We start from the raw sequence: 25,635 nt of genomic DNA, 5'->3' as shown, positions 1-25,635 counted from the left end.
ATGTTCAAGAACTTCAAGATTCCCGGGTTTGGTGAAGCCGGTATCGCGCTTCTACTGGTCGCGATCATTTCGCTGATGATCCTGCCGCTGCCGACCATCGTCATCGACATCCTGCTGTCGATCAACATCACGATCAGCGTGACGCTGCTGATGGTGACGATGTATATCGGCAGCATCACGTCGCTGTCGTCGTTCCCGTCGATGCTGCTGTTCACGACGCTGTTCCGCCTGTCGCTGAACATCGCGTCGACCAAGTCGATCCTGCTGCACGCGGATGCCGGCGACATCATCGAAAGCTTCGGCGAGCTGGTGGTGGGCGGCAACCTCGTGGTCGGGCTCGTGGTGTTCATGATCATCGCCGTGGTGCAGTTCATCGTGATCGCGAAAGGCTCCGAGCGGGTTGCGGAAGTCGGCGCGCGCTTCACGCTGGACGCGATGCCGGGCAAGCAGATGAGTATCGACGCCGACCTGCGCGCCAACATCCTGACCGCCGACGAAGCGCGCAAGAAGCGCGCGATGCTCGCGATGGAAAGCCAGTTGCATGGCGGCATGGACGGTGCGATGAAGTTCGTCAAGGGCGATGCGATCGCGGGGCTGATGATCACGATGATCAACATCGTGGCCGGCATTGCGGTAGGCGTCGCGTATCACGGCATGACGGCGGGCGATGCGGCCAACCGGTTCTCGGTACTGTCGATCGGCGATGCAATGGTGTCGCAGATCCCGTCGCTGCTGATCTCGGTGGCGGCCGGCGTGATGATCACGCGGGTCGGCGACGACTCGCACGGCGACGAAGAGCGTTCGCTTGGCGACGACATCACCCGCCAGTTCGGCAGCAGCTCGCGCGCGCTCTACTTCGCCGCCCTGATGCTGCTCGGCTTCGCCGCGGTGCCGGGCTTTCCGGCGCCGCTGTTCCTGCTGCTGTCGTTCCTGCTCGCATTCGTCGGCTACCGCCTGCAAAAGAAGTCGGGCCGCAAGGGCGGCAGTTCGGGCAAGCCGGTCGTGTCGCTGCAACGCGCCGGCGCGAAAGGCGAAGCGCCGTCCATCCTCTCGCGGGCGCCGCAGTTCACCTGCCCGATCGGCGTGCGCATGTCGAAGGACCTGAGCGCGCGCCTGTCCGGCGACGCGCTCGACAAGGCGTTCGATACCCAGCGCGCGAAGCTGCAGGCCGAAGTCGGCCTGCCCTTCCCCGGCATCATGATGTGGGCCGATGAAACCCTGCCCGACGATACCTACGAAGTCGTGATCTTCGACGTGCCGCATGCGCGCGCGAACCTCAGCGCCGCCGCGGCGGAACTGCTCGCGCCGGCTGCAACGGCTGCGGCCGCGGCCATGGTCACGGAAGAGGATGGCGCGGTCGTGCCTGCCGAAACAGCCGCAGTCGCCGAAGTTGTCGACAACACGCCGCGCAAGGCCGAAGTCGTCATCGCGCAGCACACCATCTCGCTGTTACGCGGCAGCGCGCATCTGTTCCTCGGCATCCAGGAAACGCAATGGATGCTCGACCAGCTGGAGACCGACTATCCGGGGCTCGTAGCCGAAGTGCAAAAGGCGCTGCCGCTGCAGAAGATGGCCGACGTCCTGCGCCGGTTGCTCGAAGAACAGGTGCCGATCCGCAATATCCGCAGCATCACGGAAAGCCTGATTACGTGGGGTCCGAAAGAGAAAGACATGCTGATGCTCACGGAGTACATCCGTGTCGACCTCGGCAAGATGATCGCCTACCGCGCAACCGGCGGGCCACGCGATCTGCCGGCTGTGCTCGTCGATGTGCAGGTCGAGCAGCATATCCGCCAGTCGATCAAGCAAACGCCGACCGGCAACTTCCTCGCCCTGCCACCCGACGAGATTGGCCATCTCGTCGACAACCTGGTCCAGCTGGTCGGCGAGTCACCGCGCGGGCCGCTGGCGCTGATTGCATCGATGGATATTCGCCGCTATGTGAAGCGGATGATCGAAGCGCGTCTTGGCTGGCTGCCCGTGTATTCCTACCAGGAACTCGGTGCGCATATCGACCTGCAGCCGATCGGCCGGCTGATGAACTAGGCCCGGAGGGTAGACCGTGCACACTTCAGGAACGCATCGCGCGCATGTGATTGCAGGCCCGGCGCCGGAACATGAACCGTTGCACAGCGGTACGCCGCAGATGCGGCGTATGGCTGCGCTGTTCAACGCGCACCGCGACGCGGTTCTGCAAGATGGCGAGGCGATCGATGCGCAGGAGCCGGTGCTGGCGTCGGAACCTGCGCAGACGCACGACCCGGAATCCGCGTCGGATAGTCCGTCCAGCGCGCATGGCGAACTCGATCTCCCGATGCCACCACTCACGCTCGCCGAAGGGGAGCAAAAACAGAACGGCGGGAGCCAGCAGGACGCTAATGGCGGCGATGGTAACGGCGGCAACAGCGATAGCGACGGCGGTCGTCATCCGCAGCCCAACGGGTTGGTCGCGAAACCCGCGGGCACGGGGTCGATCGCGGCTCTCGCGTCGGCGTTGTTCCGCGCTTCGAATGCTTCATGCGCTGCGGCCGCCTCGACTGCCTCCACCTCAGCAACGAACAACACCGCATCGCCATCTCCACAATTCACGCCGACAGCTGCCCTGCCCATACCCGGCGAAATTCCGACCACACCGCCGCAACCCGCGCATGCCCGCGTCGAAGCGACCACCGGCACATACGCCCTCGGCGCGCTAAACAACGCGCAACAGGCCAACCCACTGGTCGACTCGATCGTCTCGAGCGTCGCGGATTTCTGCGCCAACCCGGCCGTGCATTCGTGCAATCCCTGGCATATCACGTTGCCGCTCGACCCCGAAGTGCTGCCCGACTGCCAGTTGAGCCTGATGCTTTCGCATTTCGACCTGACGCTTCGCTTCATCACCGCGGCCCCGGCCTCCCAGCAATTAGTCTTGCAACATGCAGATGCACTACGGGAGCGGCTTGAAGCGCTACCCGGTCTTCATGAAGAGAACCGCCGGAAAATCGACATCATCGTTGCATAAACAGCGCGCCAAAAACACAACAACACCATGGTCCATACCGATTCGCGACTAGCCGATACCGCTGCCCCCGATACTGCCACGCAGGTGGGCAGCCGGACCCCGGTCGCGCTCGACTTCGGCCTTCTGCCGGCAGTCATGCGCAGCACTGCGCGTCAGCACCGGCTGGCAGTCGACGAACGGTTCGGCGCGCTGCTGTTCCATACGCTCGACATCACCGACTGGAGCGCGGGCAACCGCAATCCGCTCGATCCCGCGCGTACGGCAACGCTGCGTCTGCGCTGGGGCGCGCGCACCGCAACGGTACTGATCGATCTGACGCAACCGGCAGGTCTAGCGAGCGTGCTGCGCGCCGATGACCCAGAGCAGGACGATGCGCAGACCGACGCGAGCCTGCGTGCGACGGTGTCCGCGATCCTGCTCGAACCGTTGCTAAAGGGCTTCGCGCAACTCGGCATGCAGGGCGTCGAAGTGATTTCGCTCGAGCGCAACACCAAGCCGGTGGAACGGCCTGTCGAATGCTGCGCGATCTCGTTCTGCATCGGCGACACACGCTACGACGCCGTGCTCGATCACATCGACGACGGCTGGCTCGACGCGTTCGAGCGACGACTCGGCGACCACTGCATGCCGCTCGCGACGCACATCAGCGAAATCGAAGTGCGCGGCCGGCTGCTGCTCGGCGAAAAGTCGATCAGCCTCACGACGCTCGACTCGCTGCAACCTGGCGACATCATCCTGCGCGCGCTGCCCGATGCCGTGCGCGCGTTTTTCATGAAAGAGACTGCCTCGGTGAGGTTGCCGATTGTGTGGGGCCATCACGGCACCCGGCAACTGCACGCGATGGCCGACGTAGCCGACAACGTACTTACCCTGACCGGAAACCCCACCATGAGCCACGACACGCGCTTCAACACGCCCCTGACGGAATCGAGCGATACGCTCGTCGAGATCGACCATCTCGATCTGCCGTTGAAGCTTGAAATCGATACCGTGTCGCTGCCGGTCGCCCAGTTGTCAGCGTTGCGCGCCGGCTACGTGCTCGAACTGCCGACCGCCCTGCACGACACCCGCATCCGCCTCGTGACCTACGGCCAGACGATCGGCTTCGGCGAACTCGTCACCGTCGGCGATCATCTCGGCGTGCGCGTCGTCCAGCTGTCGTAGATCATGGTTCAGTTCAACGACCTCACGGGGCTACTGATTGCGGTTGTCGTAATCAGCCTGATCCCGTTCGTCGCGATGGTGGCCACGTCGTACGCCAAGATCGTCGTCGTGCTCGGGCTGCTGCGCAACGCGCTCGGCGTGCAGCAGGTGCCGCCGAACATGGTCCTCAACGGCATCGCGATTCTCGTCACCGCCTACATCATGGCGCCGATCGGCATGCAGGCGATGCAGAACATGCAGAACATGCCGCACCGCCAGGGCGACTCGTCGGCGCTGATGCTCGATGCGTTTGATGCCGGCAAGGAACCGTTCCGCGCGTTCCTCAAGGCCCATGCGCATGAGCGCGAAAAGCGCTTCTTCGTGCGCTCCGCCGCCGCGATCTGGCCGAAGGACATGGCCGCGAAACTGCACGACGACGACCTGATCGTGCTCGCACCGGCCTTCACGCTGACCGAAATGACCGACGCGTTCAAGATCGGCTTCCTGCTTTACATCGCTTTTGTCGTCGTCGACATCGTGATTGCCAATGTGCTGATGGCGATGGGCCTGAACCAGGTGCAGCCAACCAACGTGGCGATTCCGTTCAAGCTGCTGCTGTTCGTCGTGATGAACGGCTGGTCGACGTTGATACACGGCCTCGTGCTCACTTACCGCTAAATCACCGCTAAACGGACACGCGATGGAAACCGACACGCTGGTTCGCATCACCACCCAGGGCCTGCTGCTCTGCCTGTCGATCTCGCTGCCGGTCGTGATCGTCGCGGCCGTCTCCGGCCTCGCGATCTCGTTCATCCAGGCGATCACCTCGATGCAGGATCAGAGCATCTCGTATGCGGTGAAACTGGTCGCCGTGGTCGCGACCGTGCTGATCATGGGAACGTGGGGGGCCTCGGCGGTGCTGCGTTTCGCTAACGAAATTGTCGTGCTGGCGGTGCCGTCATGAGTAGCCGGCGCGTCGACAGTCAGTCGCAGCAACCGCAAGCCGCGCATCACCAGGAGCAGCAGGAGTTCGGCGCCCATACGAACCAGTTGTTCAAGGTGCGGAAGTTTCGAAACATGAAGGTTAGAGCCCAGAGAATGCTGGGCCAGAAGGAGGCAGTTGCACACTGGAAAGGCATCAAGATTGCGGAAAGCCGTAACAAGCGGGCGATGAGTGCGGCTGCACAAAAGCGCATGGCGCCGTTCGGCACGACGCCGCAGCGCGGAACTCCAGGGGGCAAGCAAGCCCGTCTGCGCGAACGCGACAAGGCGCTCGGTAAGGAAATCAAGGATCCCGACCACGAAAAAGAGGTCGACAAGGAACATCTCGAGAAGGACCACCCGCGCGAGCACGACCAGTTGCCTCAGAAGGAAAGAGAACGCGAGCGCGAGAAAGAAAAGGACAAGGAACGGCAGCAGCAACAGCAGTCGGGCAAGGAACAGCAGAAAGACTCCGACCCGCAGCAGCAACAGCAACAACATCAGGGCCGGGAGCAGCGGCAGAACAGCGACGGCCAGCCCCAGCAACAGCAGGGGCAGCAACAGAAACGCGAGGGCAAGGGCGAAAACGGCGCTGCAAAATTTGCCGTCACGCGCAAAAAGGTCAGCACGGCCGTGAAAGTCATGGAGAACTTTCAGGTGCTCGGTGCAAAGCTGAAGGACGCGCCGCCCGCCGAAAGAAACCGCGTGCTGCTGCAAACCTTCGCCAAGGTCGCATTGCGCCTTTTCGCGCAGCTGGACCACGGTTTTGCGCTCGCGCCGCTCGCGGTGCTCATTGCGACCTCGCCGGCCGCGATGCGGCGCGCACCAGGACGACTGCAGGCGCAGATCTCGGCCGCGACGTTCAACTTCAACTCGCGGGTCGTGAATGGCCCTGCAGCGGCCAAAACGTCCGCATCGGTTGGCTTGCTCAGTCACACCTACGATATGTCGCGCACGCGGCAAATCTTCGGCGTCGAGTACCCGATGGAAGATCAAAGCATGATGTCGATCCGCCAGATCATGATCGATGCGAAGGCCACCATGCCCACGCTCGTGGCGTCGCACGGCGTGCCGACCGGTTCGGATAATCCGCCGGAACTTCGCGTTGCGCCCGCGCCCCCTGCCGTCGGCTCATAAACTGAAAGCATCGAATCCAGGTAACGCCTAACGGGACTAACGAGCATGAAAGCGCTGAGAGTACTAACCGGCACGCACGCCGGCGCGCAAATCCGCTTGACGGTCGGCACCTACCTTCTGAGCGCCGGCGCCGATGCGGACATCTGCATCAGCGACTGGCAGGTCGACACGCTCGCGTTGACGCTCGGTGAAGACGGGGTCACACGGGTACGGCTCGACGGCGCGGAAGAAGTCCTGATCGCGGATTTCATCGCCGTGCCGTATGGCGATGTCGTGTTCTGCGTCGGCCCCGACGATGCGCACTGGCCGCGCGATCTGGATCTGCTCGCAGGATTGTGGAAAACCGCCGAGCCCGACTTACCGGAAGAAGAAACGGTGGCAGCGGAAGCGGCAGATGCGCAGCCCGAGACGTTGTCCGCGGCATCGCGTACCAAAGCGCTGCGCACCGCCGGCGTCGCACTGGCCTGCACGGCACTGATTGGCGGCTTGTTGACGGCCGGCGTGATGATGGCAGGCGCGCAGTCCACCGAAGCCGCGACAGTCCGCTTCGATGCAACCGAACTGTCGAAGCAGATGACCGAAGCGCTGCATCGCGCCGGGCTGAAAGAACTGACGGCCGCGCCGCGCGGCACCAACGTCGTCGTGAGCGGCATCGTCACCAACGCGGACGGCAGCGACACCGCGCGCAGGATCATGGACACCCTTGCACGTGGCAAGACACTGCGTGAGTACGACGTCGCGCAGCAGGACATCGACAACATCCAGCAGTCGCTCGGCAATGCGGGCGCACGGGTCGAGTACAAGGGCAACGGTGTGTTTCGCGTAACCGGAAACGTGCAGTCGCTCAAGAAATTTCAGCAACTGCTCGCCAACGTCAAGCCGGATCTGGATGAGAACGTCAAACGGCTCGACGTCGATGTGAAGGAAACGCGCTCACCGGTACCGGATATCCGGTATGCCGAGGTTGTCTCGGTGGGTAGCGTGCACTACATCGAAACACCGGACGGCACCAAGCATCTGCTGGATACCACCAGCAACAGCAAAGAAAGCGAATGAACCCAAAAGGAACCGACATGTACGACGCATTGCTCCCTGTTGCGCAAGACCTCAATACCCTCGATGCGACGCTCAACGCGCCGGATAGTCAGCAGCGCGTCGCACGGATTGTCGGGGCGTTCGAAGAGACGGCCCGACGGATCAGTTCGGCGACGCAGGCCGCGAAAAGCGACCACGAGCGGCTCGAGCTGCAAAAGCTGTACCGCGGCATGATCGCGGCGCAGCGCATCGTCCTCACGCTTCACGAACGTCACAACGAGCGCGGCGTGATGGTGTGAGGTTCGCGGAGCGCCGGATCATCAGGTCCGGCTGTCGCGCTCCGGGTTTGTTGCAGTGGCAGTCGTGACCTTCAACCTTGGCAGCGGTTTTGGTTAACTTCATCTTTAATCTGGAGAATCATCATGAGCAGTGGGATCCAGTCATCCGGTGTAAATCAGGCAACGCAGGGCAACCAGGACTCGGTGGCCGAGATGCAGAACATGGCCAACCAGAACAACGCAATGACGATGGCGAGCATGCAGATCAACATGCAACAGCAGATGACGAGCGCGATCGCATCGGTGGGCAACAACGGCGCAAAAAACGTCGCCGATGCCGCGAAGGGGCAGTAAGCGCAAGAAGTTTGCGACGCGGTACCTGGGGGTTGCGGGACTGGAAAGCGTTGGGCGGTATCCGGTTCCGTAGCCTTTTTTCTTTTGTTTTTCAGTCACAGCAACTGCATTCATGAGCCGGGAACGATACGAGGAACTGGTCCGCGACATCTGCCAGGTAGTAGACCTGCCGGACGCGGACTACGTGCTCGAAACGAAGACGATCGAGATCGAAGGCTTCGAAGTCCGGCTCGAGAACTACGAAAACGACCCGGGCTCGCTGTACGTGAATTTTCACTACGGCGCGATTTCGCCTGGGCGCACGCTCGTCGTTTTCAGGTTGATGCTCGAAGCCAACCTGCTGATCTATGCGCAGGATCAGGCGCAGCTATGTCTCGATGCCGACACGGGCAGCATCGTGCTGCTCGTGCATGTGCCGCTTACCGACGACCTTACCGGCGAGTACCTCGCCGAACTGTTTGCGCACTATGCCGAGCATGGGCGGTACTGGCAGACCAATATCATCGAGTCCTCGGACGAGATGTTCGAGGGGATCGTTTCGGGGAATTATTTGTGGTTGCGGGCTTGAAGTGGTGCTCGCTCATTCACGCACCGTCGCATCGGCGCATGAATGAGCTGGCGTGACATGTGTCAGGCCGCGATGTGTGGAATTAACAGCACGAGACGCTGCGGCGCGTTCGGATCGGTTTGACCCGGCGACGGCGCGGCAATTACCAGGCACTCTCCCGGCGCGAGATTCGCGGCCACGATCTGTTCGTGTGCGGGCGTATCTCCAGCCTTCTTATTCGAGGGACCAAGATCGACACGTAACGCAACACGTTGAAACGCCGCTTCAGCGTCGAGTGTCGGTTTGACCGATAACCAGAGATTGTCCGCACTATCGGGCACATCCCCTTCGCGTAACGCAAGCCGTGCTTCGTGACGATCGATCACAGCGGGCGTTCCGTCGAGCGTAAGCATCGTGCGCGAGACTTCCGTATGCGCACGCTGTGCCTGTTCGAGTGCGTGTAGCTGTACGACCAGATCGTGTCCGCCATCGGTGGCGGTTGCAAAACCTGGCGTGTCGCTGCTGCCTGCGCCGGCATCGCCGCTTGTTGCAGCAAGCGGCAACGTAGCGCCAAGCTCGGCCAGCGCATCGCGATTGACATCGACGACCCATGCTTCAACCGACACCAGTTTCGGCCGTGTGTCGAGATCGGCAACCAGCACCGCATCGCCGTCGATCCGTTCCGGCTTGTCGCGGATCAGCACGGAATTAGTCGAGGCATCCGCTTCCACGATCGGTAACGCTGCGGCGAACTCAACCGGCTGCACCACGTTCTGATTCGCATCCGTGCCGAGCCGCCCATGCATGAAGCGTTGCTGCAATAACGTCGCCACGCCCTGCACGATGACATCGTGCCCACCGATCGAGCGAACCTGATCCGCAGCAAGTGCCGACTGGAGACGCACTACCTTCACTGTTGTTCGGGTGCGGGCTTGCGCGTCGAGTTCAAGACGCCCCGCTGCGCTGCTCAATTGAGCGATATATGCAGCGGGCCCTTTAACAACTACCGTGTGATGCACCGGATCGAATTGCAACGGGAAACGCGCATCGGTAACGCCCGACTTGGCGAGACCGGCGGCTAGGGCATCAGGCGTCAGATAGTTCAAGCGGATCGCAAGCGTCTGTTCGTCGCTAATAGGCGATATCTGGATCGCCGTGCCGTCGTAATACCAGTCCAGATCGAACCGCGCACAGATAGTGTCGAGAAACTGCCGCGGCGGCATCACGAAGTGTCCGTGCACGGTGCCCTGAATGTTGCCGCTCATACGAATCGGCACATTCTGTCCGGTAGAGAACGCATTCAACGTATCGACAAGGCTGCTGCCGTTGGTGTCGTACACGAAGCGGCTGCCTTGCCAGTTGACGCCAGGCGCACCCAGCGCGCCAATGCTGCCCATCGCGACAGCGAGTACGCCAGCCAGCATTGAACAACGCAGGAGAATTCGGATCGACATGAGTTATTTCCGTGCAGCGAGCGAATCGGGTGGAGCGTCAGCCGGACTGCTATCGGGCCGCAGCGTGAGCCGGTAGCCGGTCGCGTACACCGACTGCACCGTCCAGTCGACACCCGCCGACTTCAGGTTATTCCGCACCCGGCTCACGTACATATCCACCGAACGGCTCTGCACCGCCGCATCCCACCCCCACACCACGCTCATCAAATCCTGGCGCAGCACCACCGCACCGAGATGCGACGCGAGATGCCAGAGAATGTCGAACTCCTTGGTACCGAGCCGATGCGCTTCACCACCCGGTGTCACAAGCGAACGCGCCTGCTGGTCGAGCACGCTGTCTTCGATCATCATCTTGCGGCCCTGCACGTTCGACGAACCGAAGCGCCGCAGCAGCGCACGCACACGCGCCAGCAACACCTCACGATCGAACGGCTTGACGAGATAATCGTCGGCACCGGCATCGAGTATCCGCACGATGTCCGACTCCGCGGAATGCACGGTCTGGAACAGCACCGGCATCGTCGACTGCGAACGGCCACGAATCTTCTGCAACAGCTTGTCGCCCGATACGCCCGGAATATCCCAGTCGAGAATCGCGAGATCGGCCCAGTTATCGGTCAGATGCTGCTGCGCTTCGAGACCGTTATGAAACGCATTGACCTGGTAACCCTCGGTTTTCAGCCACGAGAGCATCAACGCGTGATGCGCCGGATCGTCCTCGACCAGCAGGACGCGCACCGGTCTGCCTGACATTAGTTTCATCGTCGAACCTCATTCATGATTGGCATGCACGCATCACTTACGCGACGCATGCAGTGCCCGATCCGCATCGACCAGCGACGATCCGCCCGACGAGCGCACCGAATTCGAATTCAGACAAGGCAGTTGCAGCACGAACGTCGTGCCGCCCTCCTCGTTCAGTTCCGCGTACAGCGTGCCGGCATGCAACTCGACGATCTGCACCGCAAGCTTCAGGCCGAGACCGAAGCCCGTTGCGCTCTTCTTGCCGACCGCTTCGAAAGTGGTCAGCCGTCCGCCTGCTTCCCGCAGACCCGGCAGACCGCCCGCGCGATCCGTCACCGTCACTTCGACGAGACGCTCCCGATAGCGCAGCGAAACCGTCACCGCATCGCCGCGCGGCGACGCACGTACCGCGTTGTCGATTACGTTCTGGATCGCGCGCGCGACGAAGTTGCGCATGCCGTTCACCCATGCCGGCGACCCGTTCGGTAACCACAACTGCAACGGCACACCGTAATACGTCGCGGTGACTTCGAGTTGCGAAATGATCTGCCGCACCGTGGTCCGCAGATCGAAGCGCTTGAAATCGCGCGCATGCAGGTGCTCGGTCACCGAACTGAAAATGTACTGCTCGCCCAGCGCCAGTACGTATTGCGCGAGTTGCGTGATCTGCTGCATGCCGCCACAACGTTCGAACGCTTCCGGGTCGCTCGAATCGAGCTGCGTCAAAGCGTTGATCGAATTGAGCGGCGAGCGCAGGTCGTGCAGCAGGAAACGCAGCGACATGGCCCGCTCGTCGATCGAGCGGCTGAACTCCGACACGTCGGTCACCGTGACGACCATGCCGACCGCGTCGCTCGCGCTGACATTCGCCTGAATCCACAGCGTGGTGTCTTCGACGTGCAGATCGAAGCCACGCTCGAAGTCTTCGCGACGCAGCACTTCCGAAGTCGCGAACTGGTCGCCCAGCATGGTCGCGAAATCGCCGCCCGCAGGCAGCGACATGTTCAATAGCTTCGCCGCGCGTTCGTTTGCGTCGAGCACCACACCGCTACTGTCGAGCGCGACCACGCCGCACGGCATGCCATCCAGCACGGCGCGCATGCGCCGGGTCTGCTCTGCGGATTGTCGGGTCTCGTCGTCCACGCTCGGTGACCTCGTTACTACGGCGTGATGACACGCGGCGACAACAGGAACAACTGCTCCATGTGCTGCTTGTTCGTGTTATCCGTGCGGAACAATGCGCCGAGCAGCGGAATCTTCGACAGGAGCGGCACGCCGGATCTGCCGAACGTGTCCTCGTTCTTGTGATAACCGGCGATCAGCAGCGCCTGGCCTTCGTTGATGAACGCTTGCGTCGTGATGTTGCTGGTCTGGATCACGGGCAGCGTCCCTACGTTCGTCCCGGTCAGCTCGCCGTCTTCAATCGCGACGTCGAGCTTGATGCGGGTCTGACCGTCTTCCTCGACGACCATCGGCAGCACGCGCAGCGATACCCCCGTCGAAATGCTGTACAGGTCGCCCGCCGTGTAGCCCGACACCTGGACGAAGAATTTCGTCTTGTTGTCCATGACCGCTTCGATGTTGTTCAACGTCACGACCTTCGGGCTCGCGTCGATCTTCGCGAGGTTGGTCTGCTGCAACGCCGAGACGCGTGCCATCAGATAGCGGCCGGCATCGCCGAGTACCGCGGCCATCGAGAGACCGGCCGGCGACGCCAGTGCCGTGACGTTGCCCTGCAACGTGGTGTTGCCGAAACTCTGTGTCAGGTTGCCGTTGTAGCCGTTCTGCGTATTCGCGCCCGATCCGGTCTGAATGTCGATGTGACTGTTGTGCGCGGTCCAGTCGACGCCGAGTTCGCTGAGTGCGTTGTCGTCGATCTCGATGATGTGCGCTTCGATTTCGATGAGCTGCGGCTTGATGTCGAGGCGCTGGATCAGCGAGTCGTATTGCGCCATGTGGTCGCCGGTATCACGGATCACGACCGAGTTGGTGCGCTGGTCGGCGACGATCACCGGCAATGAACCGTCGCTGCCTGGCGAAGCCACCTCTGAGGGCAGCGGCGGCGGCGAGCTGCCGATGACCGCCTGGAGCTGCGGCGACGGCTCGCCGGTCAGCCCCGAAAGCATGCCCTTGCTGGCCCCGCCCGACGGCAGCGGCGGCGGAATGTACGGACCGTTGTAGGTCTGGCCGTTTACATCGGTGACCGGCTCGTTGCGCGTCACACCCGACGACTGCCCGCTGCTACGGCCCTCGCCACTCTTGCCCTTGTCTTTGTCCTTGCCCGAGTCGGGATGGTAAAGATTGTTGAGCACGGTCGCCACGCCTTCCAGCTTCACCTTGTCGCCTTCGATCATCACGGTGCGATCCTGCGCCCAGCCGTGATACAGCGGGAACACACGCACCATCGTGCCGCTGCGGCGCGACGCATTGGCGTCAACTCGCGCGGCGATCTGCGTGACGAGTTGCACATAGCGCGGCGGCCCGCTGACGATCGCCGTACCCTGAGTGGAGTCGTAGTTGATCGGAAAACGGTCGTCGGACACCTGCATCTTGTCGAGCGTCTCGCGCAACGACTGGGTACTGGCGTTATCGAGCTTGATCAGCGAGCTTTGCAGATCGGATGATGCGACCACATCGAGCACCTGGCCGTCGAAGTACCACGCGAAACCGAACGATGCAGCAAGCGTGTCGAGGAACTTGCGCGGCGACAGATGAAATTTGCCGCTTACCGTGCCGGTCACGCCCGGAGCGATATTCGTCGCGATCCCCTGGCTTGCGCCGAAATCGCGCAGCACGTCCTTGATGTCCTTGCCGTCGGCGGCATAATCGACCACCGACGAGCGCAACCGGAGCGGCGCCGCGTGTGCAGTGGGCGCAATCGTGGCGAGTGCGAGCGCAGCGCACATCGCGGCGGTATTCAGCTTTCTGCTCCACTTCATCATTGCCATTGCTTGCCTGATCCGGTTAATTGCTGGTACTGGGCGATCGGTTCGGTACGTCGAAGGCGATTTCATGTGAGAATTTCCCATCCGTCCTCATTCGGCAGACCACGACCATGAACATCCCCCACCACGACCGGCGCGATCTCACCCGCGAGATTCTCGACCTGATCGATCTGCGCCAGGTCTTCACCGATATCCATATCGAGCAGGACCGGCCGATCATGATCAAGACGCCGCGCGGCTGGCTCGCGGTCGGCGAGGAACCGGTGCTGCTCGAGGAAATGGTGCCCACGCTCGAATCGATCGAGTCCGACTGGGAAAATTTTTTGCAGCACGGCGCGATCGATCGTCCGTTCGTGCTGACGCGTTGCCGGCTGCGTTGCAATATCTATCGCACGTACGGCGGCCGCAAACTCGTGATCTCGATTCGTCGGCTGCCGTTGCAACCGCTCGCGCTCGACAAGCTTGGTCTGCCCGCTTACGTGCGCACGATGATCGAAAGTCCGAAGGGTCTGGTGCTGGTTACCGGTCCGACCGGTTCGGGCAAGACGACAACGATTGCGTCGATGCTCGATTACATCAACCACACGCGCAACGGTCACATCGTCACGATCGAGGAGCCGATCGAATACGAACTCGAAAGCCATACGTCGATCGTGTCGCAACGCGAAGTGCCGACCGATGCGCCGAGTTTTACGGCGGGTTTGCGTGAGGCGCTGCGGCAGAAGGCCGATGTGATCATGGTTGGCGAGATTCGCGATCCCGATACTGCTGAGACTGCGTTGCAGGCCAGTGAGTCGGGTCACCTGGTGCTTGCTACGATGCACACCGGTAGCGCGGTTGGTACGCTCACGCGGCTGTTGTCGTTCTTTCCGCCCGAGCATCGTGAGCGCTATGCCACGTCGCTCGCTAATTCGTTGATCGGAGTGGTCTGTCAGTGTCTCGTGCCGACTCAGGATGGTGAGAACTTCGTGCTCGCCAGCGAGTTGCTGTTCAATAACAATCAGCAGATCAGTCCGATGCTCGTCGATCCTACAAAGGTGCCGCTGATCGGCGACCTGCTGAAGCGCAAGCATGACAACATGTCGCGGTTGCTCAACGAGCATCTGGCTAGTCTGGTTGCGAAGAATGTTTGTACGGCACGTGATGTGATGCGGTCGACTTATAACCGGATGGAGCTGCACGATATGTTGCAGGCTATTGTGCCGCGGTGAATTCGGCACGCTGTGCGGCGAGTGTGATGGCTCGCTGCGCGCGCTACTTTTCGGCACGCCAGTGGCAATGCGAACGCTCTCGCTTCTACCTGCGAGAGCGTGCTGATAGTGTCGCCGGGACTGGGCGTCCGGCGCCCCACGGGGCCTCGCAGCAGTGTCGAATAGTGATGCGTTCATCGATTGGCGAGGTGTCCGTTCAATAGTAAGTACTGATGGTCCATCCCGCGGCCACTGGGGTATTAAAAACAATGTTCCCGTTGTTTCCGCCCACGTAGCTGCTGGTCCACCTGGCCGGCAAAGGATTTGTTCCCGTCTCCGCAAAGTGCGCGTAGGCGCTTTTCACTTCAACGTAGTAGGTACCTGCAACGCCGGCATACGAGAGGCTGTTGTTGATCCCCGATGAATCGTTGATCAATATCGGACTCTGGCTCTCGTTGTGTGCCAGGGCAGTGTTACTGTTACCCGTGCTGTCCTCAATATAGATGTACTGTGCAATCTCAGCGCCTGAAGTGTAAGTAGTACCCGCCGTACCGTCATTCATGTGCTCCCAAGCCGAGACGTTTATCACCCCGGTCTTATTGAGTACGACCTTAGTTTGCACATCGTAGTATTGGGTGTTAGTCGTAGGATCTGATGAAGGCGCACCTGTCACCTGACACGGATAGTCGTTGGCCCCGCTGCCGTTGCCCTCCGGCAATAACACCGCGCATACCACGGCGTTTGTGACCGGGGTAATTGCCGATGCACTCTGCCATGTGTTGCCACCTGTGCCCTGCGGGTTGGGCTCGCATGACATCACGGTCCCAGTTGCATCGGTAGTGACTGATGTGGCGCTCGCCGGATTGTCCGGTGTACACGTCGCGCCGAGCGTTTGCGAGTTACCGAGATCGAGATTACCCGCCTCGTTAACAGCGAGCGCCTGCCAGGTTTTAGTAGCGCCGTTGTAGGTGTATGCGCGGTTGGTCTTTAACGTCATCGCCACATCGCCGGGCATCGCCGTCGAAGTCAGATCCACCAACGACGCCTCATCGGTCACCTGGCCGCGCCAGTGGAAAGAAGCTTGAGGCGCCCAGACGTAGCCCAGGTTAGTGTTTTGGCAGACCACCACATTGCCGGTCGAATCCGCCGCAATGGAGCCGGACTGCGTTTGCACGCAACCCTGATAATCCGTCTGCGGCGCGAGCACGATCGGCACCTGCATCGTATTCGCCTGGATGTTGCCCGGCACCGAGACTCGGTAGAGGTAATCCGTGTTCTGCACCTGGTTGCCGTTGTAGTACACCTCCGTTGCGAGATGTCCCGTGCCGGTCTTCGTTCCCGAGCACGACTTACCCGCCGGGTTCGGCGACAATCGCTTCCACTCGCCGAACGCGCCGATTGCAGTACCCGCGCCATTGTTGGTCGCCGGAATCGAGCCCGCTCCTTGCCCTGAGTTCGCCGCAATGTAGCCGAGTTCGGGGTCTGGAATCGTCGTGCCACCCTCGGTGACAAGCAGTCCGTTCAACATGCCGCTCGCGTCAGAGTAGACCAGCAGGCAAGGCGTCTGGCCGTAAGGATTAGTGGGCGTCGTATTGGGTGGCAGAAACGTTGACAGGTTAGTCGTCCCACCCGTCACACCCACCACGACTGGCGTGCCCGCGCTCGCATACTTTGACAGTGACGCGAAATTCTGCTGGATATACTGCCTCGCCGCCCCGCTCAGTAGTTGTTGATACAGCGCGGCCTGCTGTCCGCGTGTGTCCTCAAGCGATGAATTGATCATCGTCGCCACGCCCCCGACCATCAGGGCCGTGAGCGCGAGCGCAACCAGAACCTCGATCAACGTGAAGCCTCGCAAACGCGCGCGCTTCGTCACAACGGATGACTTATTCATAGGCTTGCGCCATCCAGACCAGCGTACCGTCCGGCACGCTGCTTGCCAGCTGCGGCGGCATCGGCACCGGTGAATTACCAGGCGACTGCACGTAGCCGCCGAACGCGACGCCCGCAAACGCTGAGCCTTGCGCCAACTGTTCGACCTGACTGGCCGCTGCACCCGAACTCGGCGAGACACCATAGACCACCACCAGACTGCCCGTGACGCCACCGCCGTTCGGCACCACGTAGTTCTGCCACGGCGCAGTTTGGGCATCCGGTAACGACAGAGCGCTGGCCGCTACCCGCCCTTGAAACGTCGGCTTGCCGAGCGCGTAACTAACCACCGCCTGACGGTACACACTCATACTGTCAGCGAGATTCACATTGATGGCCGAGGGCGTGGACAACATCGCTTCACTGTCGAACAGCGCATACGCACCGGTCAACATGCCGAGAATCACGATGGTCCATATCACGTACATGCTTGTGTCCCTATGCGGTGGTAATGGTGGATGGTCGGAACTCGTTCAGCGGATGGCTAGGTCGAGGTCCATACGATGTCGTTCCCACCGGTAACGCAAATGGCCTCCGCATTCGTCAGGGTGACTGGGAGACTGGTTGCAGCCGTACCACCAACCGAAATCGCCGACCAGCTTCCGCCTGCAGTCACAGCACTGATGCACACAGATTGCGGAACATTCTTGAACTCGATCGTGAACTGAGAGCCGGCAGTACCGGCCGCAGCAATCGTCACCGCCCCCCCCCAGTTATCCGTGACCGTCGCGCCACTAGCCGCAAGGTCGCCAGGAAATACGCCGGCCTGCGAAAGAATCAGGTTTGAGACATTGGTATAACCGTTCCCTTGCGTCATATACAGCTTCTTCACCCCCGTCTGGATCGCGTTCACCTGCTCTGCTACCGCATTCGATCCCGCACTGCTGAACGCCCCGTTAAGCAACGCCACCGCCCCGATCACAACGATCGCCGCAATGCCGAGGTATGCGATCGCCTCCAGCAGCGACGCACCGCGTTGCGCTCGACGAGACACACAAACGGCACGCATGCCGAGCCGGGAAGCCAGTTTCACTGTCTGTTGCATGTTGCTCTCCTCGATAAACATAAATGTCCGCTGCCGGCGGGTGCCCCGCCCATCCGGCTTCCATGCAGCGACGCTGCATGACGATTGAATACCGCGCTCAATGCATCGAGCGAGACATGGCGGCAATTTCCTGCTGAATCCCGAAGAAGCCGGTGATCAGCCACGACAGAACCAGTGCCAGCGTAACGATCGCGACCCCGTTCACGACACGCATCTGCGCCTCGATGATCGTGACGCCTTCCTGCATCCATTCGTCCGCGAGCGACTGCAGCGCTTCAGCGAATCCCTTGTATTCCGCATATACACATAGGTCGTCGACGATCTCTTCCGACGGAAAACCGTAACCGGTATTCTTCATCGCCTCGCCGACGTTCAAGCCCGACTTCACGCCGAACAGCATGTCGTCTATTCGTTGACGCAACCACGGCTTCGCGTTGTCCGCGAGACGCCCCAGAGATTTCTCGACGGTAAAACCCGCGGCCTGCAACGAAGAAAACGCCACGAGAAAGCCGCAACCCACAATCAATCGATACACCGAATACGGGGGAAAACGATCGAGCACGACCCGTGCGCTACCGGCCCAGCGCGGCATCGAATAGAACAGCGCCGCCAACGCCAGCACCACCAGAATCACGCAATAGACCATCCCGCCCTGTACAAAACGCGACATCGTGTACAGCGAATGCGCGACGCCATGCCAGCGGTCCGGACTAACGATCGACGCGAAACGCGGAATCACCAGCTTGCCGAACAGAAACAGATACCCGAGCGTCATGACGAAGATCACGATCGGATAGATAAGCCCGCCAATGATCGCAAAGCGAATCCGTCGTCCCGACATCACGACGCCGGACACCATCTGCAGCGCAACCTCAAGACGTCCCGACTGTTCGCCAGCCATCACGATCATCTGTTCGGTGTGCGGCACCCACCACTCCATCGCCTCAGACAACATGCCGCCGTTCTGCACCACACGTCGCCAGTCAGTGAGCGTCACGGCATCGGGCTCGTTCGGCTTGCGGCCCTCATGCGAAGCGCGAAATTCAAGTTCCTCAAGCACCTTCAGCAACGGCAAACCGTTGCTGATCATCTTTGCAATCTTGCGATACAGCCGCAGCCGCGCCTGCGTCGTGAACTGCAGGCGTGCCCAGGTCCGATATACATCAACCGCCATGACCTTCCCCGCCTGCGACGAAGAGCCCACGCTCGGCATCTGATGCCGGTGGAAGTGGCCCGACTACCCGCTCCGCCATACGTGGATCGACGAGCCCGGCCGCGACCTTGTCGACTGCATGCTGTGCGACAGTCTGGCCACCCATCTCACGGAGCCAGTATTCGTGCGCGGCGTTCTTGCGCCCCTCGCGCAACAGTTCGCTAAACGTAGTGTCGGTACGGATCACCTCCGCAACCACGGTCCGCCCAATCGTCCCGTGGCCACAATGCGGGCAACCCGGCCCAGCGACCCGCACCTGATCGAAGCGCGCACCAACCGCACGCTTTACGCGTCCGACCAGAGCCGGATCGAGCGTATGCATCACGTCGGCGAACGGTTGCGAACAGTGCTGACACAGCAACTTGACGAGACGCTGGCTGATGAGGCCGGTAATCAACGTTTCATCGGTCACCATCGAAAGCGGCAAGCCCAGATCGGTCAACCGGTCCGCAATCGCAATCGCGCTGTTGGCGTGCACGGTGGTCCACACCTGGTGGCCTGTCATCGATGCGCGCAAGGCGCTCTGTGCGGACGCACGGTCGCGCATTTCGCCGATCATGATGGTGTCGGGGTCGAGCCGCATCGCATTAGCAATCGCTGCGGAAAACGCAGTAGAGCGAGCCTCTTCGCTGTTTGCGTTGACGACCGGTGTCTGCACTGCGCCCGTGATCGGATACTCGACCGGATCTTCAACGGTGATCACGTGGATCGATCCCGCCATGTCGCGAATCTGACTCGCCAGCACGCGCTGCAACGTCGTCGATTTACCTGAACCGGTCGGCCCGCTGATGATGTTCATCCCGTGCGGCTGCTGCTTGAGCAGTTCGATCATCTCCGATTGTCGCGCGGTAAACCCGAGATCTTCGAGCGCGATGGTTTCGCCTGCGTCGTTGTAGAGCAGCCGCATCACCATCACACTGCCGAGGCTTGTCGGCGCCGTTGCAATCCGCACGCCGAACAGCCGCTCAGGCAACTTGTCGCGATCGCCAATGCTCGCGTCCTGACGCTCGTTCGGTTTGTAGGTGTTATCCGACACGCTGGCCATCGCCGAATACAACGTTGCTAGCAGCCGTTCACCGTATTCGCGCGTCTGTTCGCTGATACGCGTGAGTTCGTTGTGAATCCGGAACAGGATCTCCGTGCTGAAGCGATTCACGCGAATGTGAATGTCCGACGCGCGCTCCGTGCAAGCCCGCGCGATCAGATTCTTCGCGACCACCTGCATCTGCGTGTGATCGACCCGCTCGCCGGTGCCGTCGCGACGCTTGCCCTGATACGAGCGCCGCACGGTATCGAGACTGGCGAGGCGCGTCGAGTAGCGATAATTGAGCCGCTCGAGGCGTGCGCAATACGACAGCACGAACGGATTCATGTCGTGCCCTTCCGCGACCAGCAGCGTGCCGTCGTCGAGCAGGCAGAGGAATTTGCGCTCTTCGGCACTCGCGGCATATTCGCCGGCATCAGACAACGGCCGTGCGGCCGGCCGTGGCACCGCTTCTGCGCGCGGTTGAGCCGGTACCTGCACGGTGGCGTCCACAGCGATCGGTTCGGGTAACGGAACCGGCAACTGAGCCAGTAGATCCCCAGGCGGTGGCGTAGTCGAAACCGGCGGTTTGAGCAACTCGCTGCCATCCGGTTTCTGCACCTTTGCAACGGCCGGTGACAACAGCGGCGTCACGACAGACGATGACGACGGCGCAGCCGACGCGGCAGGTGCTCCCGGCGACACGACATGTTTCTTCGACGGACCGGGGGAATACAGCGGAGTGGCCATGATGCTTACCTCCCTGGCATAGGGATGGTCGGAATCGGCGGCATACCGCTCGTTGCGACCATGTGCGGCTGCGAACGCGACGACGACACCGTCAGCGTATTGCGCATGCCGTGGCTTTCGATCACCACGACGCCCGGACGGATCGATACAACGCGCATTCCGTTCGGCAACGTGTCGCCGGCATGCACGTCGACTTCGCTGCTGTCATTCACGTTGAGCGTCGCCATCATCGAACGGCCGAGACCCTGAGTCGCGATCACGGCAACCTCGTCGTTGGTCACCGCCCGGCCCATTCTGCCGAGCGCTTCCTGACGCTCGGCCACTTCGGCCTGCGCATCGAGTTTCTTCAGTTGCGCCTTCAGGATGACGGTGTCTTCCTGCAGGCTCATCAACTCTTGCGCGGCCGCGAGCGCGGCCGGCGAAGGTGCAGCATCAGACGCCGCGGACACTGCACCGACGGCCACCGCTCCCGACGCAGCGCGCGGATTTGTCGGCTTGATAGTGAGCGGCGTGGACGCAGCCTGCGCACTCGCGAGCGCGGGCCACGCGAGACAGCAGACGAGCGCCCAACTGCGGAGCGAACGGTCGTTATTGTTCATATACCACTCCTTCAACAGTCCATTGCCCCGGCTTGTACGACAGCATGTCCAGCCGCACGCCCGGCTCGTCCAGATAGCTCATCACATTGCGCGGCGACAGTTCGCCGAGTTGCGCGGAAAACTGCCATGCCTGCCACGGTGGCGCGTCGGCAGAGGCTTGCCCTGCGACCAGCGGTCGCTGCAACGTGAAATGCAGCGGAATACCCAGTAACTGAAAAGCGGACAGCAGGCGGACCCGCACACCGCGCACACCGACGATCGATTCGTCGCCGGCAGATGGCAGCGAGAACGACTTGACGAGCGATGCGTGGTCGCCGCTGACATCGGTCACCGCGCGCGGTTCTGCCGCGAGCAGGATCGCCACGTTCGAATCGCTACGCGACCAGCTATATGCAACGTTGTTCGGACGGCAGACATAGTCGTCGAGTTGCCAGCCACCGGGGCCAACCATCTCGAAGTGATCAAGGCAGTAACGTGCGAACGTCGAAGGCAGCGGAGCACTCGCCCACGGATGAACCGGCGGCGGTTTGCTGAGCGCAGTCGACGGATGCAAAATCAACTGCTGACGCGCGAATTCGAATGCACGCTCGCGGGCGATGTTCTGCCGGTACGAGCGATACAGCAGCCCGGCGTAAACCAGCCCGAGAATCAGAACGGCCGCCCCGGCGACAAGTGCGAGCCTGCGTCTCTGCAACTTGTGCGATACCGGTACGAGATTGAGCCAGCCCGGCAAGCGCGGTTTACCGCCGCGCCGCGGAATCATGTCCTCAATGCGGCGCGGATAGAAATTGTGGAAGCCTTGCGACTCGATGCTCGGGTCGCCGATCACGACATTCCATCCACCAAGGCTGTAGTCGCCGTGCAGCCGCTCGAAGACTTCATCGCTGGTGCCAATCCAGTCGCCGTTCGGCAGAAACGCGCCGTCGCGTACCGCGAAATACGCCCAGCGGCCGTCCGGCAGACTGAACGCACCGAGCCAGTTCGGCGCGGGTTGCTGGCGGCCTTCGTAGAACGCCCCTTCGGTCGCGATCGCTTTCGACACCATCGCGCCAAGCGACGGCAAACCGAACTGCGCGCCTTCGCGCGTACTCGCAAAACCGGCGCCCGCGAAGCTTCGATCGATGCGCAACACCATCGCATCGAAGTTCAGCCGGGTCGCGAGTTCGATCGCCTCGGCGCGCAGTTCGTGCCGCCGCGATAACGATTGCCAGAACAGACCGCAGACAAAGCGGTAGCGGTCGATCTGGATGATTTGCGTCGCCATGATAGAGCTATCGGTCCGTGCTGGCTCAGGCGCCGTTCATCGTGACCGGCGTGATCAGAATCACGATCACTTCACGCGAACGCTGTGCGTTATAACCGCCGCCAAACAGAAAGTTGGCGGGCGTAATAGTGCCGGACTGGGTACCGTTGTCGACGACGCCTTCATAGCCACCGATCACCAGCGTCTGACCTGACTTCATCGACACGCGCTGCAAGAAGTTGCGCGTGTTGACGGTGGGCAACTGGATCTGCTGCGCGTTGGCGCCCGAGCCGCTGGTGACAGTCGCCAACGGCTCCAGCGTCGAAATGTTGCTATAGAACTGCATCATCACCGTGCCGTCGTCCAGGATATGCGGCAGTAGCGTGAGATTGAAACCGGTCGTCACGGTGCCTGGCGTGAGCGAGGTCTGGCTGCCCACATTGGCCGTGTTGGTGGTCGACACCGACGCCAGATACGTTGTCAGGGTCGCAACCTGCACGGGCACGGGCTGGTCATTGAGCGTCGTCACCGAAGCCGATGTCTTGCGTCGCACCGTCCCCTGGTCGGACAACGCCGAGATCACCGCGTTTGTGGTATTGGCGCGGCTGTTCGGCGTGATGACCGTAGCCGATCCCTGAGCTGGCGTGATGCCGTTGAGCCCCGAGAAGATCTGGCCGCCGACGCCGCCGAGGGTGAACTTGGTACCAAGCGCCTGATACACCGCGTTCCAGTTGATGCCGTAACTATCGTCGGCGTTCAGCGTGACTGACAGTACCGTAACGTTGACGAGTATCTGCCGGGACAGCACACGGTTCTGCTGATCCATGAACTCGCCGACACGGGCAAGCACGTCCGGCGTATCAGTCACCGTGATCGAACCGGTGGCCGGCGAGGGAACGACTGAGCCAACTGGCGACAACATCCCCTTGATCGCCGCCTGCAGGCCGCTGTACACCGACAACTGGGCGTTCATCACGGTATTGGTAGTGTTGTCGGACGAGATCGACGGTGTCGAGCCGGACCCGCTGCTGCCGCCACCGCTTGCACCGCCTCCGCTACCTCCTCCACTGCCCCCACCCGAGCCGCTGCTGCTCGCGCCGCTGACCACATTCGCATCGAGCTTCGAATCGCCGGGAATCGCCGACACCTGATACACGCGCGTGTCGGTGTAGAAGAAGTCGATCGCGCCGTCCGCGTATTTCCAGAACACGCCGAAGCGCGCGCTAGCCGCATCGAGCAGACCGCGCAGATCGCCATGTGCATATACGATGTGCACCGCCGACAATTCTGGCGCCATCGCAGCACCACGCGCGCCGCCCGGCGACGGTCCTTGCAGCATCCCGGCCGGTAGCGGCGGCAGACCCGGATAGGTCGATCCTGCGGCACCGCCTGTCGAGGACGAAGCGCTTTGCGCTGCACTCTCAGTACCCGGCGCAACCTTCGCCGGAATATTCGTCATGCGCGTGATGCGATCGGCGAACGCGCGCAGCGAATCGACGGTACCGTCGAAGCTGGCCGGTTCGTTGAACACTCCGGGCAGCGCAGTCGACGCGGAGAGTTTGAGCGTATTGCCGGACAGCCACAGGCCGTTGTTCGTGATGACCGCGTCGGTGTCGTGCTCGCGGTTATCGCCTCGATTAATGCCATCGAGCAAACCCTGCTGACGCTTCATATCCGTCTGCGTGTCATGTTGAACGCCCTGAAGCAAACCAGTACACCCGGCCAGCATACAAAGCGATACGCCGATAACGGCAACCTGGCGGAGTACGCGCATCAACCTGCTCCCTTCGCGGTAACCCGCAGAACGTGATTACCCTTGTACAAGATTGCCTGGATCGGTACTTCCGAATGACTCAGCGCATCGACGACTGAATTCAATGCCTGTTCGAAGGTGCCCTGGATGGTCGCGGCCGCATCGATCGAGAAGTCGGTCGGCACCGCCCAGATGAACTGCCACCCTGCCTCGCGTGCCCAGCGCGCGAGTGCGTTGCGTACGGAGCCGTCGGATGGCCTCAGGTCCCACACCATGAGGCCGGTGTCGGCCGTGTTCTGTGCGGGCATGCTGGCGGGGACGATGACTTGCGTAGCGGCGGGCGCGATCGTAGGTGCCATGCCCACCGTCGAATTCGACACAGCGACGTTAAGCGGCATCGCTTGCGGCGCAGGCGAAGTTGAAGGCGAAGGCGCGGATGCGAGGATGCGCATCGGCGCAGGCGCAGGGGCAGGGGCTGCAACCGGCAGTTGCCGTGCGCGCGGTGCCGGCGCGAGTGCAGCCATGTAAACCGGGTTTGTCGATGTGCTGGTTGCGACTGGGCGTGCAACGGGAATCGTAACGAGTGCCGCAGCAGAATCGCTGGAGCGCGGCGCCATGTTGTTCGTGCTATCCACACGCGGCGGCACCGGCAGCGGCGCCGCACTGGCCGTGGCGAGCGTTTGAGCCGCGGGCAGCGTCTGCCCCGGCATCGGTGCAACCGCGCTCACAGTGACCAGATGACGATCGGTGTCGACGTGTGCCTGCAGCGAAGGATTGCCCGCGAGTATTTCGCCCAGCGCCGTCACGAACGATTCGCCGCCGTGCCAGCTCACCGGCACATCGGCCCACGCGCCGGCGTTTGGCACATTGACCCCGTAACTGGACGGCACGATCCGCTCGAGCGCGCGCAACAGCGGTACACCATGACCGCCCGCCTTGACCGTGTCGCCCCCCGAATAGCGGCTGCCCTCGACAATCACCTGCGAGTCCGACGCAACCGCATCAACGCTCGCGGTCCAGCCACAACAGAAAGAGAGCCCCACCCACACACCTGCCGTTAGCTTTCGCATACCGTCTTCGCCTTCTCTATTGCTTTCATCGTCGTGCGAGTTCTGCGTGCACAGGTATCCCTGGCCGCCCAATCGCCATGCGCTCTCTCATGTATGTTCTTGACGCGCCCCGTCACGCGGAACTGCGCCGACTCCATTTCGCAATGAAGCCATTATGCGAAATGAATATTGATGAATTTCCACGCCCTATCCGG

23 protein-coding genes and 1 pseudogene are annotated in these 25,635 nt (G+C 61.7%); 11 read left to right on the top strand and 13 right to left on the bottom strand.

The window, feature by feature from the left end:
* The 10 genes from sctV to M0D65_RS08045 all read left to right on the top strand — a co-directional run bounded on the left by sctV (position 1) and on the right by M0D65_RS08045 (position 8,500).
* Complete coding sequence (gene sctV, locus M0D65_RS08090; RefSeq protein ID WP_266252196.1) at positions 1-2,046, top strand: type III secretion system export apparatus subunit SctV; 2,046 nt, start codon at positions 1-3, stop codon at positions 2,044-2,046.
* A gap of 16 nt (positions 2,047-2,062) precedes the next feature.
* Positions 2,063-3,004: a type III secretion system protein SctP gene (sctP, locus tag M0D65_RS08085; protein ID WP_266252195.1), complete on the top strand. Its 942-nt coding sequence runs from the start codon at positions 2,063-2,065 to the stop codon at positions 3,002-3,004.
* A 27-nt stretch (positions 3,005-3,031) separates the two neighbouring features.
* Positions 3,032-4,168: a type III secretion system cytoplasmic ring protein SctQ gene (gene sctQ / locus M0D65_RS08080; RefSeq protein ID WP_266252194.1), complete on the top strand. Its 1,137-nt coding sequence runs from the start codon at positions 3,032-3,034 to the stop codon at positions 4,166-4,168.
* Between the two features lie 3 nt (positions 4,169-4,171).
* Positions 4,172-4,825 carry a type III secretion system export apparatus subunit SctR gene (gene sctR / locus M0D65_RS08075; RefSeq protein WP_091007011.1) on the top strand — a complete coding sequence of 218 codons (654 nt, stop codon included), beginning with the start codon at positions 4,172-4,174 and terminating at the stop codon, positions 4,823-4,825.
* A gap of 22 nt (positions 4,826-4,847) precedes the next feature.
* Entirely contained in the window at positions 4,848-5,111 is a 264-nt protein-coding gene (gene sctS / locus M0D65_RS08070; protein WP_091007013.1) for a type III secretion system export apparatus subunit SctS, read from the top strand.
* Positions 5,108-6,265 (top strand): hypothetical protein, encoded by a 1,158-nt coding sequence (locus M0D65_RS08065; protein ID WP_091007015.1) that lies wholly within the window; start codon positions 5,108-5,110, stop codon positions 6,263-6,265. Before sctS ends, M0D65_RS08065 begins: the two co-directional genes overlap by 4 nt.
* 45 nt (positions 6,266-6,310) lie before the next feature.
* Positions 6,311-7,321 (top strand): HrpD5 family protein, encoded by a 1,011-nt coding sequence (hrpD5, locus tag M0D65_RS08060; RefSeq protein WP_266252193.1) that lies wholly within the window; start codon positions 6,311-6,313, stop codon positions 7,319-7,321.
* Positions 7,318-7,599, top strand: coding sequence for a type III secretion system protein (locus tag M0D65_RS08055; protein WP_266252192.1), 282 nt, complete (start codon positions 7,318-7,320; stop codon positions 7,597-7,599). Before hrpD5 ends, M0D65_RS08055 begins: the two co-directional genes overlap by 4 nt.
* A gap of 123 nt (positions 7,600-7,722) precedes the next feature.
* On the top strand, positions 7,723-7,932 hold the full coding sequence (locus tag M0D65_RS08050; protein WP_091007021.1) for a hypothetical protein: 210 nt from the start codon (positions 7,723-7,725) through the stop codon (positions 7,930-7,932).
* Between the two features lie 112 nt (positions 7,933-8,044).
* Positions 8,045-8,500 carry a CesT family type III secretion system chaperone gene (locus M0D65_RS08045; RefSeq protein WP_091007024.1) on the top strand — a complete coding sequence of 152 codons (456 nt, stop codon included), beginning with the start codon at positions 8,045-8,047 and terminating at the stop codon, positions 8,498-8,500.
* A gap of 62 nt (positions 8,501-8,562) precedes the next feature.
* Here M0D65_RS08045 and M0D65_RS08040 read toward each other — a convergent pair whose 3' ends face one another.
* From M0D65_RS08040 to sctC, 4 genes are read right to left on the bottom strand one after another with little or no spacing between them, the layout of a single operon-like run.
* The gene (locus tag M0D65_RS08040) at positions 8,563-9,933 is read right to left on the bottom strand and encodes a type II/III secretion system family protein (RefSeq protein ID WP_266252191.1); all 1,371 of its coding nucleotides are present in this window, start codon (positions 9,931-9,933) and stop codon (positions 8,563-8,565) included.
* Between the two features lie 3 nt (positions 9,934-9,936).
* Positions 9,937-10,695, bottom strand: coding sequence for a response regulator transcription factor (locus M0D65_RS08035; protein ID WP_266252190.1), 759 nt, complete (start codon positions 10,693-10,695; stop codon positions 9,937-9,939).
* Between the two features lie 33 nt (positions 10,696-10,728).
* Complete coding sequence (locus tag M0D65_RS08030) at positions 10,729-11,820, bottom strand: PAS domain-containing sensor histidine kinase (protein WP_266252189.1); 1,092 nt, start codon at positions 11,818-11,820, stop codon at positions 10,729-10,731.
* A gap of 17 nt (positions 11,821-11,837) precedes the next feature.
* Positions 11,838-13,616 (bottom strand): type III secretion system outer membrane ring subunit SctC, encoded by a 1,779-nt coding sequence (sctC, locus tag M0D65_RS08025; protein ID WP_266252510.1) that lies wholly within the window; start codon positions 13,614-13,616, stop codon positions 11,838-11,840.
* Positions 13,617-13,732: 116 nt separating this feature from the next.
* Between sctC and M0D65_RS08020 the strand changes: the two genes are divergently transcribed.
* Positions 13,733-14,833, top strand: a complete 1,101-nt coding sequence (locus M0D65_RS08020) for a type IV pilus twitching motility protein PilT (protein WP_266252188.1) — start codon at positions 13,733-13,735, stop codon at positions 14,831-14,833.
* A 196-nt stretch (positions 14,834-15,029) separates the two neighbouring features.
* Here M0D65_RS08020 and M0D65_RS08015 read toward each other — a convergent pair whose 3' ends face one another.
* From M0D65_RS08015 to M0D65_RS33090, 9 genes and pseudogenes are all read right to left on the bottom strand, one after another.
* On the bottom strand, positions 15,030-16,706 hold the full coding sequence (locus tag M0D65_RS08015; protein ID WP_266252187.1) for a prepilin-type N-terminal cleavage/methylation domain-containing protein: 1,677 nt from the start codon (positions 16,704-16,706) through the stop codon (positions 15,030-15,032).
* Positions 16,699-17,172, bottom strand: coding sequence for a pilus assembly protein PilM (locus tag M0D65_RS08010; protein ID WP_266252186.1), 474 nt, complete (start codon positions 17,170-17,172; stop codon positions 16,699-16,701). Before M0D65_RS08010 ends, M0D65_RS08015 begins: the two co-directional genes overlap by 8 nt.
* Before the next feature lie 56 nt (positions 17,173-17,228).
* A complete protein-coding gene (locus M0D65_RS08005; RefSeq protein WP_266252185.1) occupies positions 17,229-17,810 on the bottom strand; it encodes a type 4 pilus major pilin in 582 nt (193 codons plus the stop codon).
* 76 nt (positions 17,811-17,886) lie between these two features.
* Positions 17,887-18,963 carry a type II secretion system F family protein gene (locus tag M0D65_RS08000; protein ID WP_266252184.1) on the bottom strand — a complete coding sequence of 359 codons (1,077 nt, stop codon included), beginning with the start codon at positions 18,961-18,963 and terminating at the stop codon, positions 17,887-17,889.
* Complete coding sequence (locus M0D65_RS07995) at positions 18,953-20,776, bottom strand: GspE/PulE family protein (RefSeq protein WP_266252183.1); 1,824 nt, start codon at positions 20,774-20,776, stop codon at positions 18,953-18,955. Before M0D65_RS07995 ends, M0D65_RS08000 begins: the two co-directional genes overlap by 11 nt.
* A 5-nt stretch (positions 20,777-20,781) precedes the next feature.
* Entirely contained in the window at positions 20,782-21,375 is a 594-nt protein-coding gene (gene pilP, locus M0D65_RS07990) for a type IV pilus biogenesis protein PilP (protein WP_266252182.1), read from the bottom strand.
* Positions 21,365-22,639, bottom strand: coding sequence for a type 4b pilus protein PilO2 (gene pilO2, locus M0D65_RS07985; protein WP_266252181.1), 1,275 nt, complete (start codon positions 22,637-22,639; stop codon positions 21,365-21,367). The genes pilP and pilO2 overlap by 11 nt, the downstream gene beginning before the upstream one ends.
* 25 nt (positions 22,640-22,664) lie before the next feature.
* Positions 22,665-24,392 carry a PilN family type IVB pilus formation outer membrane protein gene (locus M0D65_RS07980; RefSeq protein ID WP_266252180.1) on the bottom strand — a complete coding sequence of 576 codons (1,728 nt, stop codon included), beginning with the start codon at positions 24,390-24,392 and terminating at the stop codon, positions 22,665-22,667.
* Positions 24,392-24,640: pseudogene (locus M0D65_RS33090) on the bottom strand (toxin co-regulated pilus biosynthesis Q family protein); the annotation flags it as partial. The pseudogene M0D65_RS33090 and the gene M0D65_RS07980, both read right to left, overlap by 1 nt.
* Between the last annotated feature and the right edge of the window lie 995 nt (positions 24,641-25,635).

The sequence above is a fragment of the Paraburkholderia sp. CHISQ3 genome (genome assembly GCF_030464945.1).
GTDB lineage: Bacteria > Pseudomonadota > Gammaproteobacteria > Burkholderiales > Burkholderiaceae > Paraburkholderia > Paraburkholderia megapolitana.
This window is presented reverse-complemented; position numbering and strand designations above follow the sequence as displayed.

Coding starts and splice junctions, on each gene's coding strand:
- sctV (WP_266252196.1), top strand. CDS start 1: ATGTTCAAGAACTTCAAGATTCCCGGGTTTGGTGAAGCCGGTATCGCG.
- sctC (WP_266252510.1), bottom strand. CDS start 13,616: ATGAAGTGGAGCAGAAAGCTGAATACCGCCGCGATGTGCGCTGCGCTC.
- sctR (WP_091007011.1), top strand. CDS start 4,172: ATGGTTCAGTTCAACGACCTCACGGGGCTACTGATTGCGGTTGTCGTA.
- M0D65_RS08010 (WP_266252186.1), bottom strand. CDS start 17,172: ATGTACGTGATATGGACCATCGTGATTCTCGGCATGTTGACCGGTGCG.
- M0D65_RS08040 (WP_266252191.1), bottom strand. CDS start 9,933: ATGTCGATCCGAATTCTCCTGCGTTGTTCAATGCTGGCTGGCGTACTC.
- sctS (WP_091007013.1), top strand. CDS start 4,848: ATGGAAACCGACACGCTGGTTCGCATCACCACCCAGGGCCTGCTGCTC.
- M0D65_RS08000 (WP_266252184.1), bottom strand. CDS start 18,963: ATGGCGGTTGATGTATATCGGACCTGGGCACGCCTGCAGTTCACGACG.
- M0D65_RS08055 (WP_266252192.1), top strand. CDS start 7,318: ATGAACCCAAAAGGAACCGACATGTACGACGCATTGCTCCCTGTTGCG.
- pilO2 (WP_266252181.1), bottom strand. CDS start 22,639: ATGGCGACGCAAATCATCCAGATCGACCGCTACCGCTTTGTCTGCGGT.
- pilP (WP_266252182.1), bottom strand. CDS start 21,375: ATGAACAATAACGACCGTTCGCTCCGCAGTTGGGCGCTCGTCTGCTGT.
- M0D65_RS07995 (WP_266252183.1), bottom strand. CDS start 20,776: ATGGCCACTCCGCTGTATTCCCCCGGTCCGTCGAAGAAACATGTCGTG.
- M0D65_RS08045 (WP_091007024.1), top strand. CDS start 8,045: ATGAGCCGGGAACGATACGAGGAACTGGTCCGCGACATCTGCCAGGTA.
- M0D65_RS08035 (WP_266252190.1), bottom strand. CDS start 10,695: ATGAAACTAATGTCAGGCAGACCGGTGCGCGTCCTGCTGGTCGAGGAC.
- M0D65_RS08005 (WP_266252185.1), bottom strand. CDS start 17,810: ATGTTTATCGAGGAGAGCAACATGCAACAGACAGTGAAACTGGCTTCC.
- M0D65_RS08050 (WP_091007021.1), top strand. CDS start 7,723: ATGAGCAGTGGGATCCAGTCATCCGGTGTAAATCAGGCAACGCAGGGC.
- M0D65_RS08065 (WP_091007015.1), top strand. CDS start 5,108: ATGAGTAGCCGGCGCGTCGACAGTCAGTCGCAGCAACCGCAAGCCGCG.
- sctQ (WP_266252194.1), top strand. CDS start 3,032: ATGGTCCATACCGATTCGCGACTAGCCGATACCGCTGCCCCCGATACT.
- M0D65_RS07980 (WP_266252180.1), bottom strand. CDS start 24,392: ATGCGCGTACTCCGCCAGGTTGCCGTTATCGGCGTATCGCTTTGTATG.
- M0D65_RS08015 (WP_266252187.1), bottom strand. CDS start 16,706: ATGAATAAGTCATCCGTTGTGACGAAGCGCGCGCGTTTGCGAGGCTTC.
- M0D65_RS08020 (WP_266252188.1), top strand. CDS start 13,733: ATGAACATCCCCCACCACGACCGGCGCGATCTCACCCGCGAGATTCTC.
- hrpD5 (WP_266252193.1), top strand. CDS start 6,311: ATGAAAGCGCTGAGAGTACTAACCGGCACGCACGCCGGCGCGCAAATC.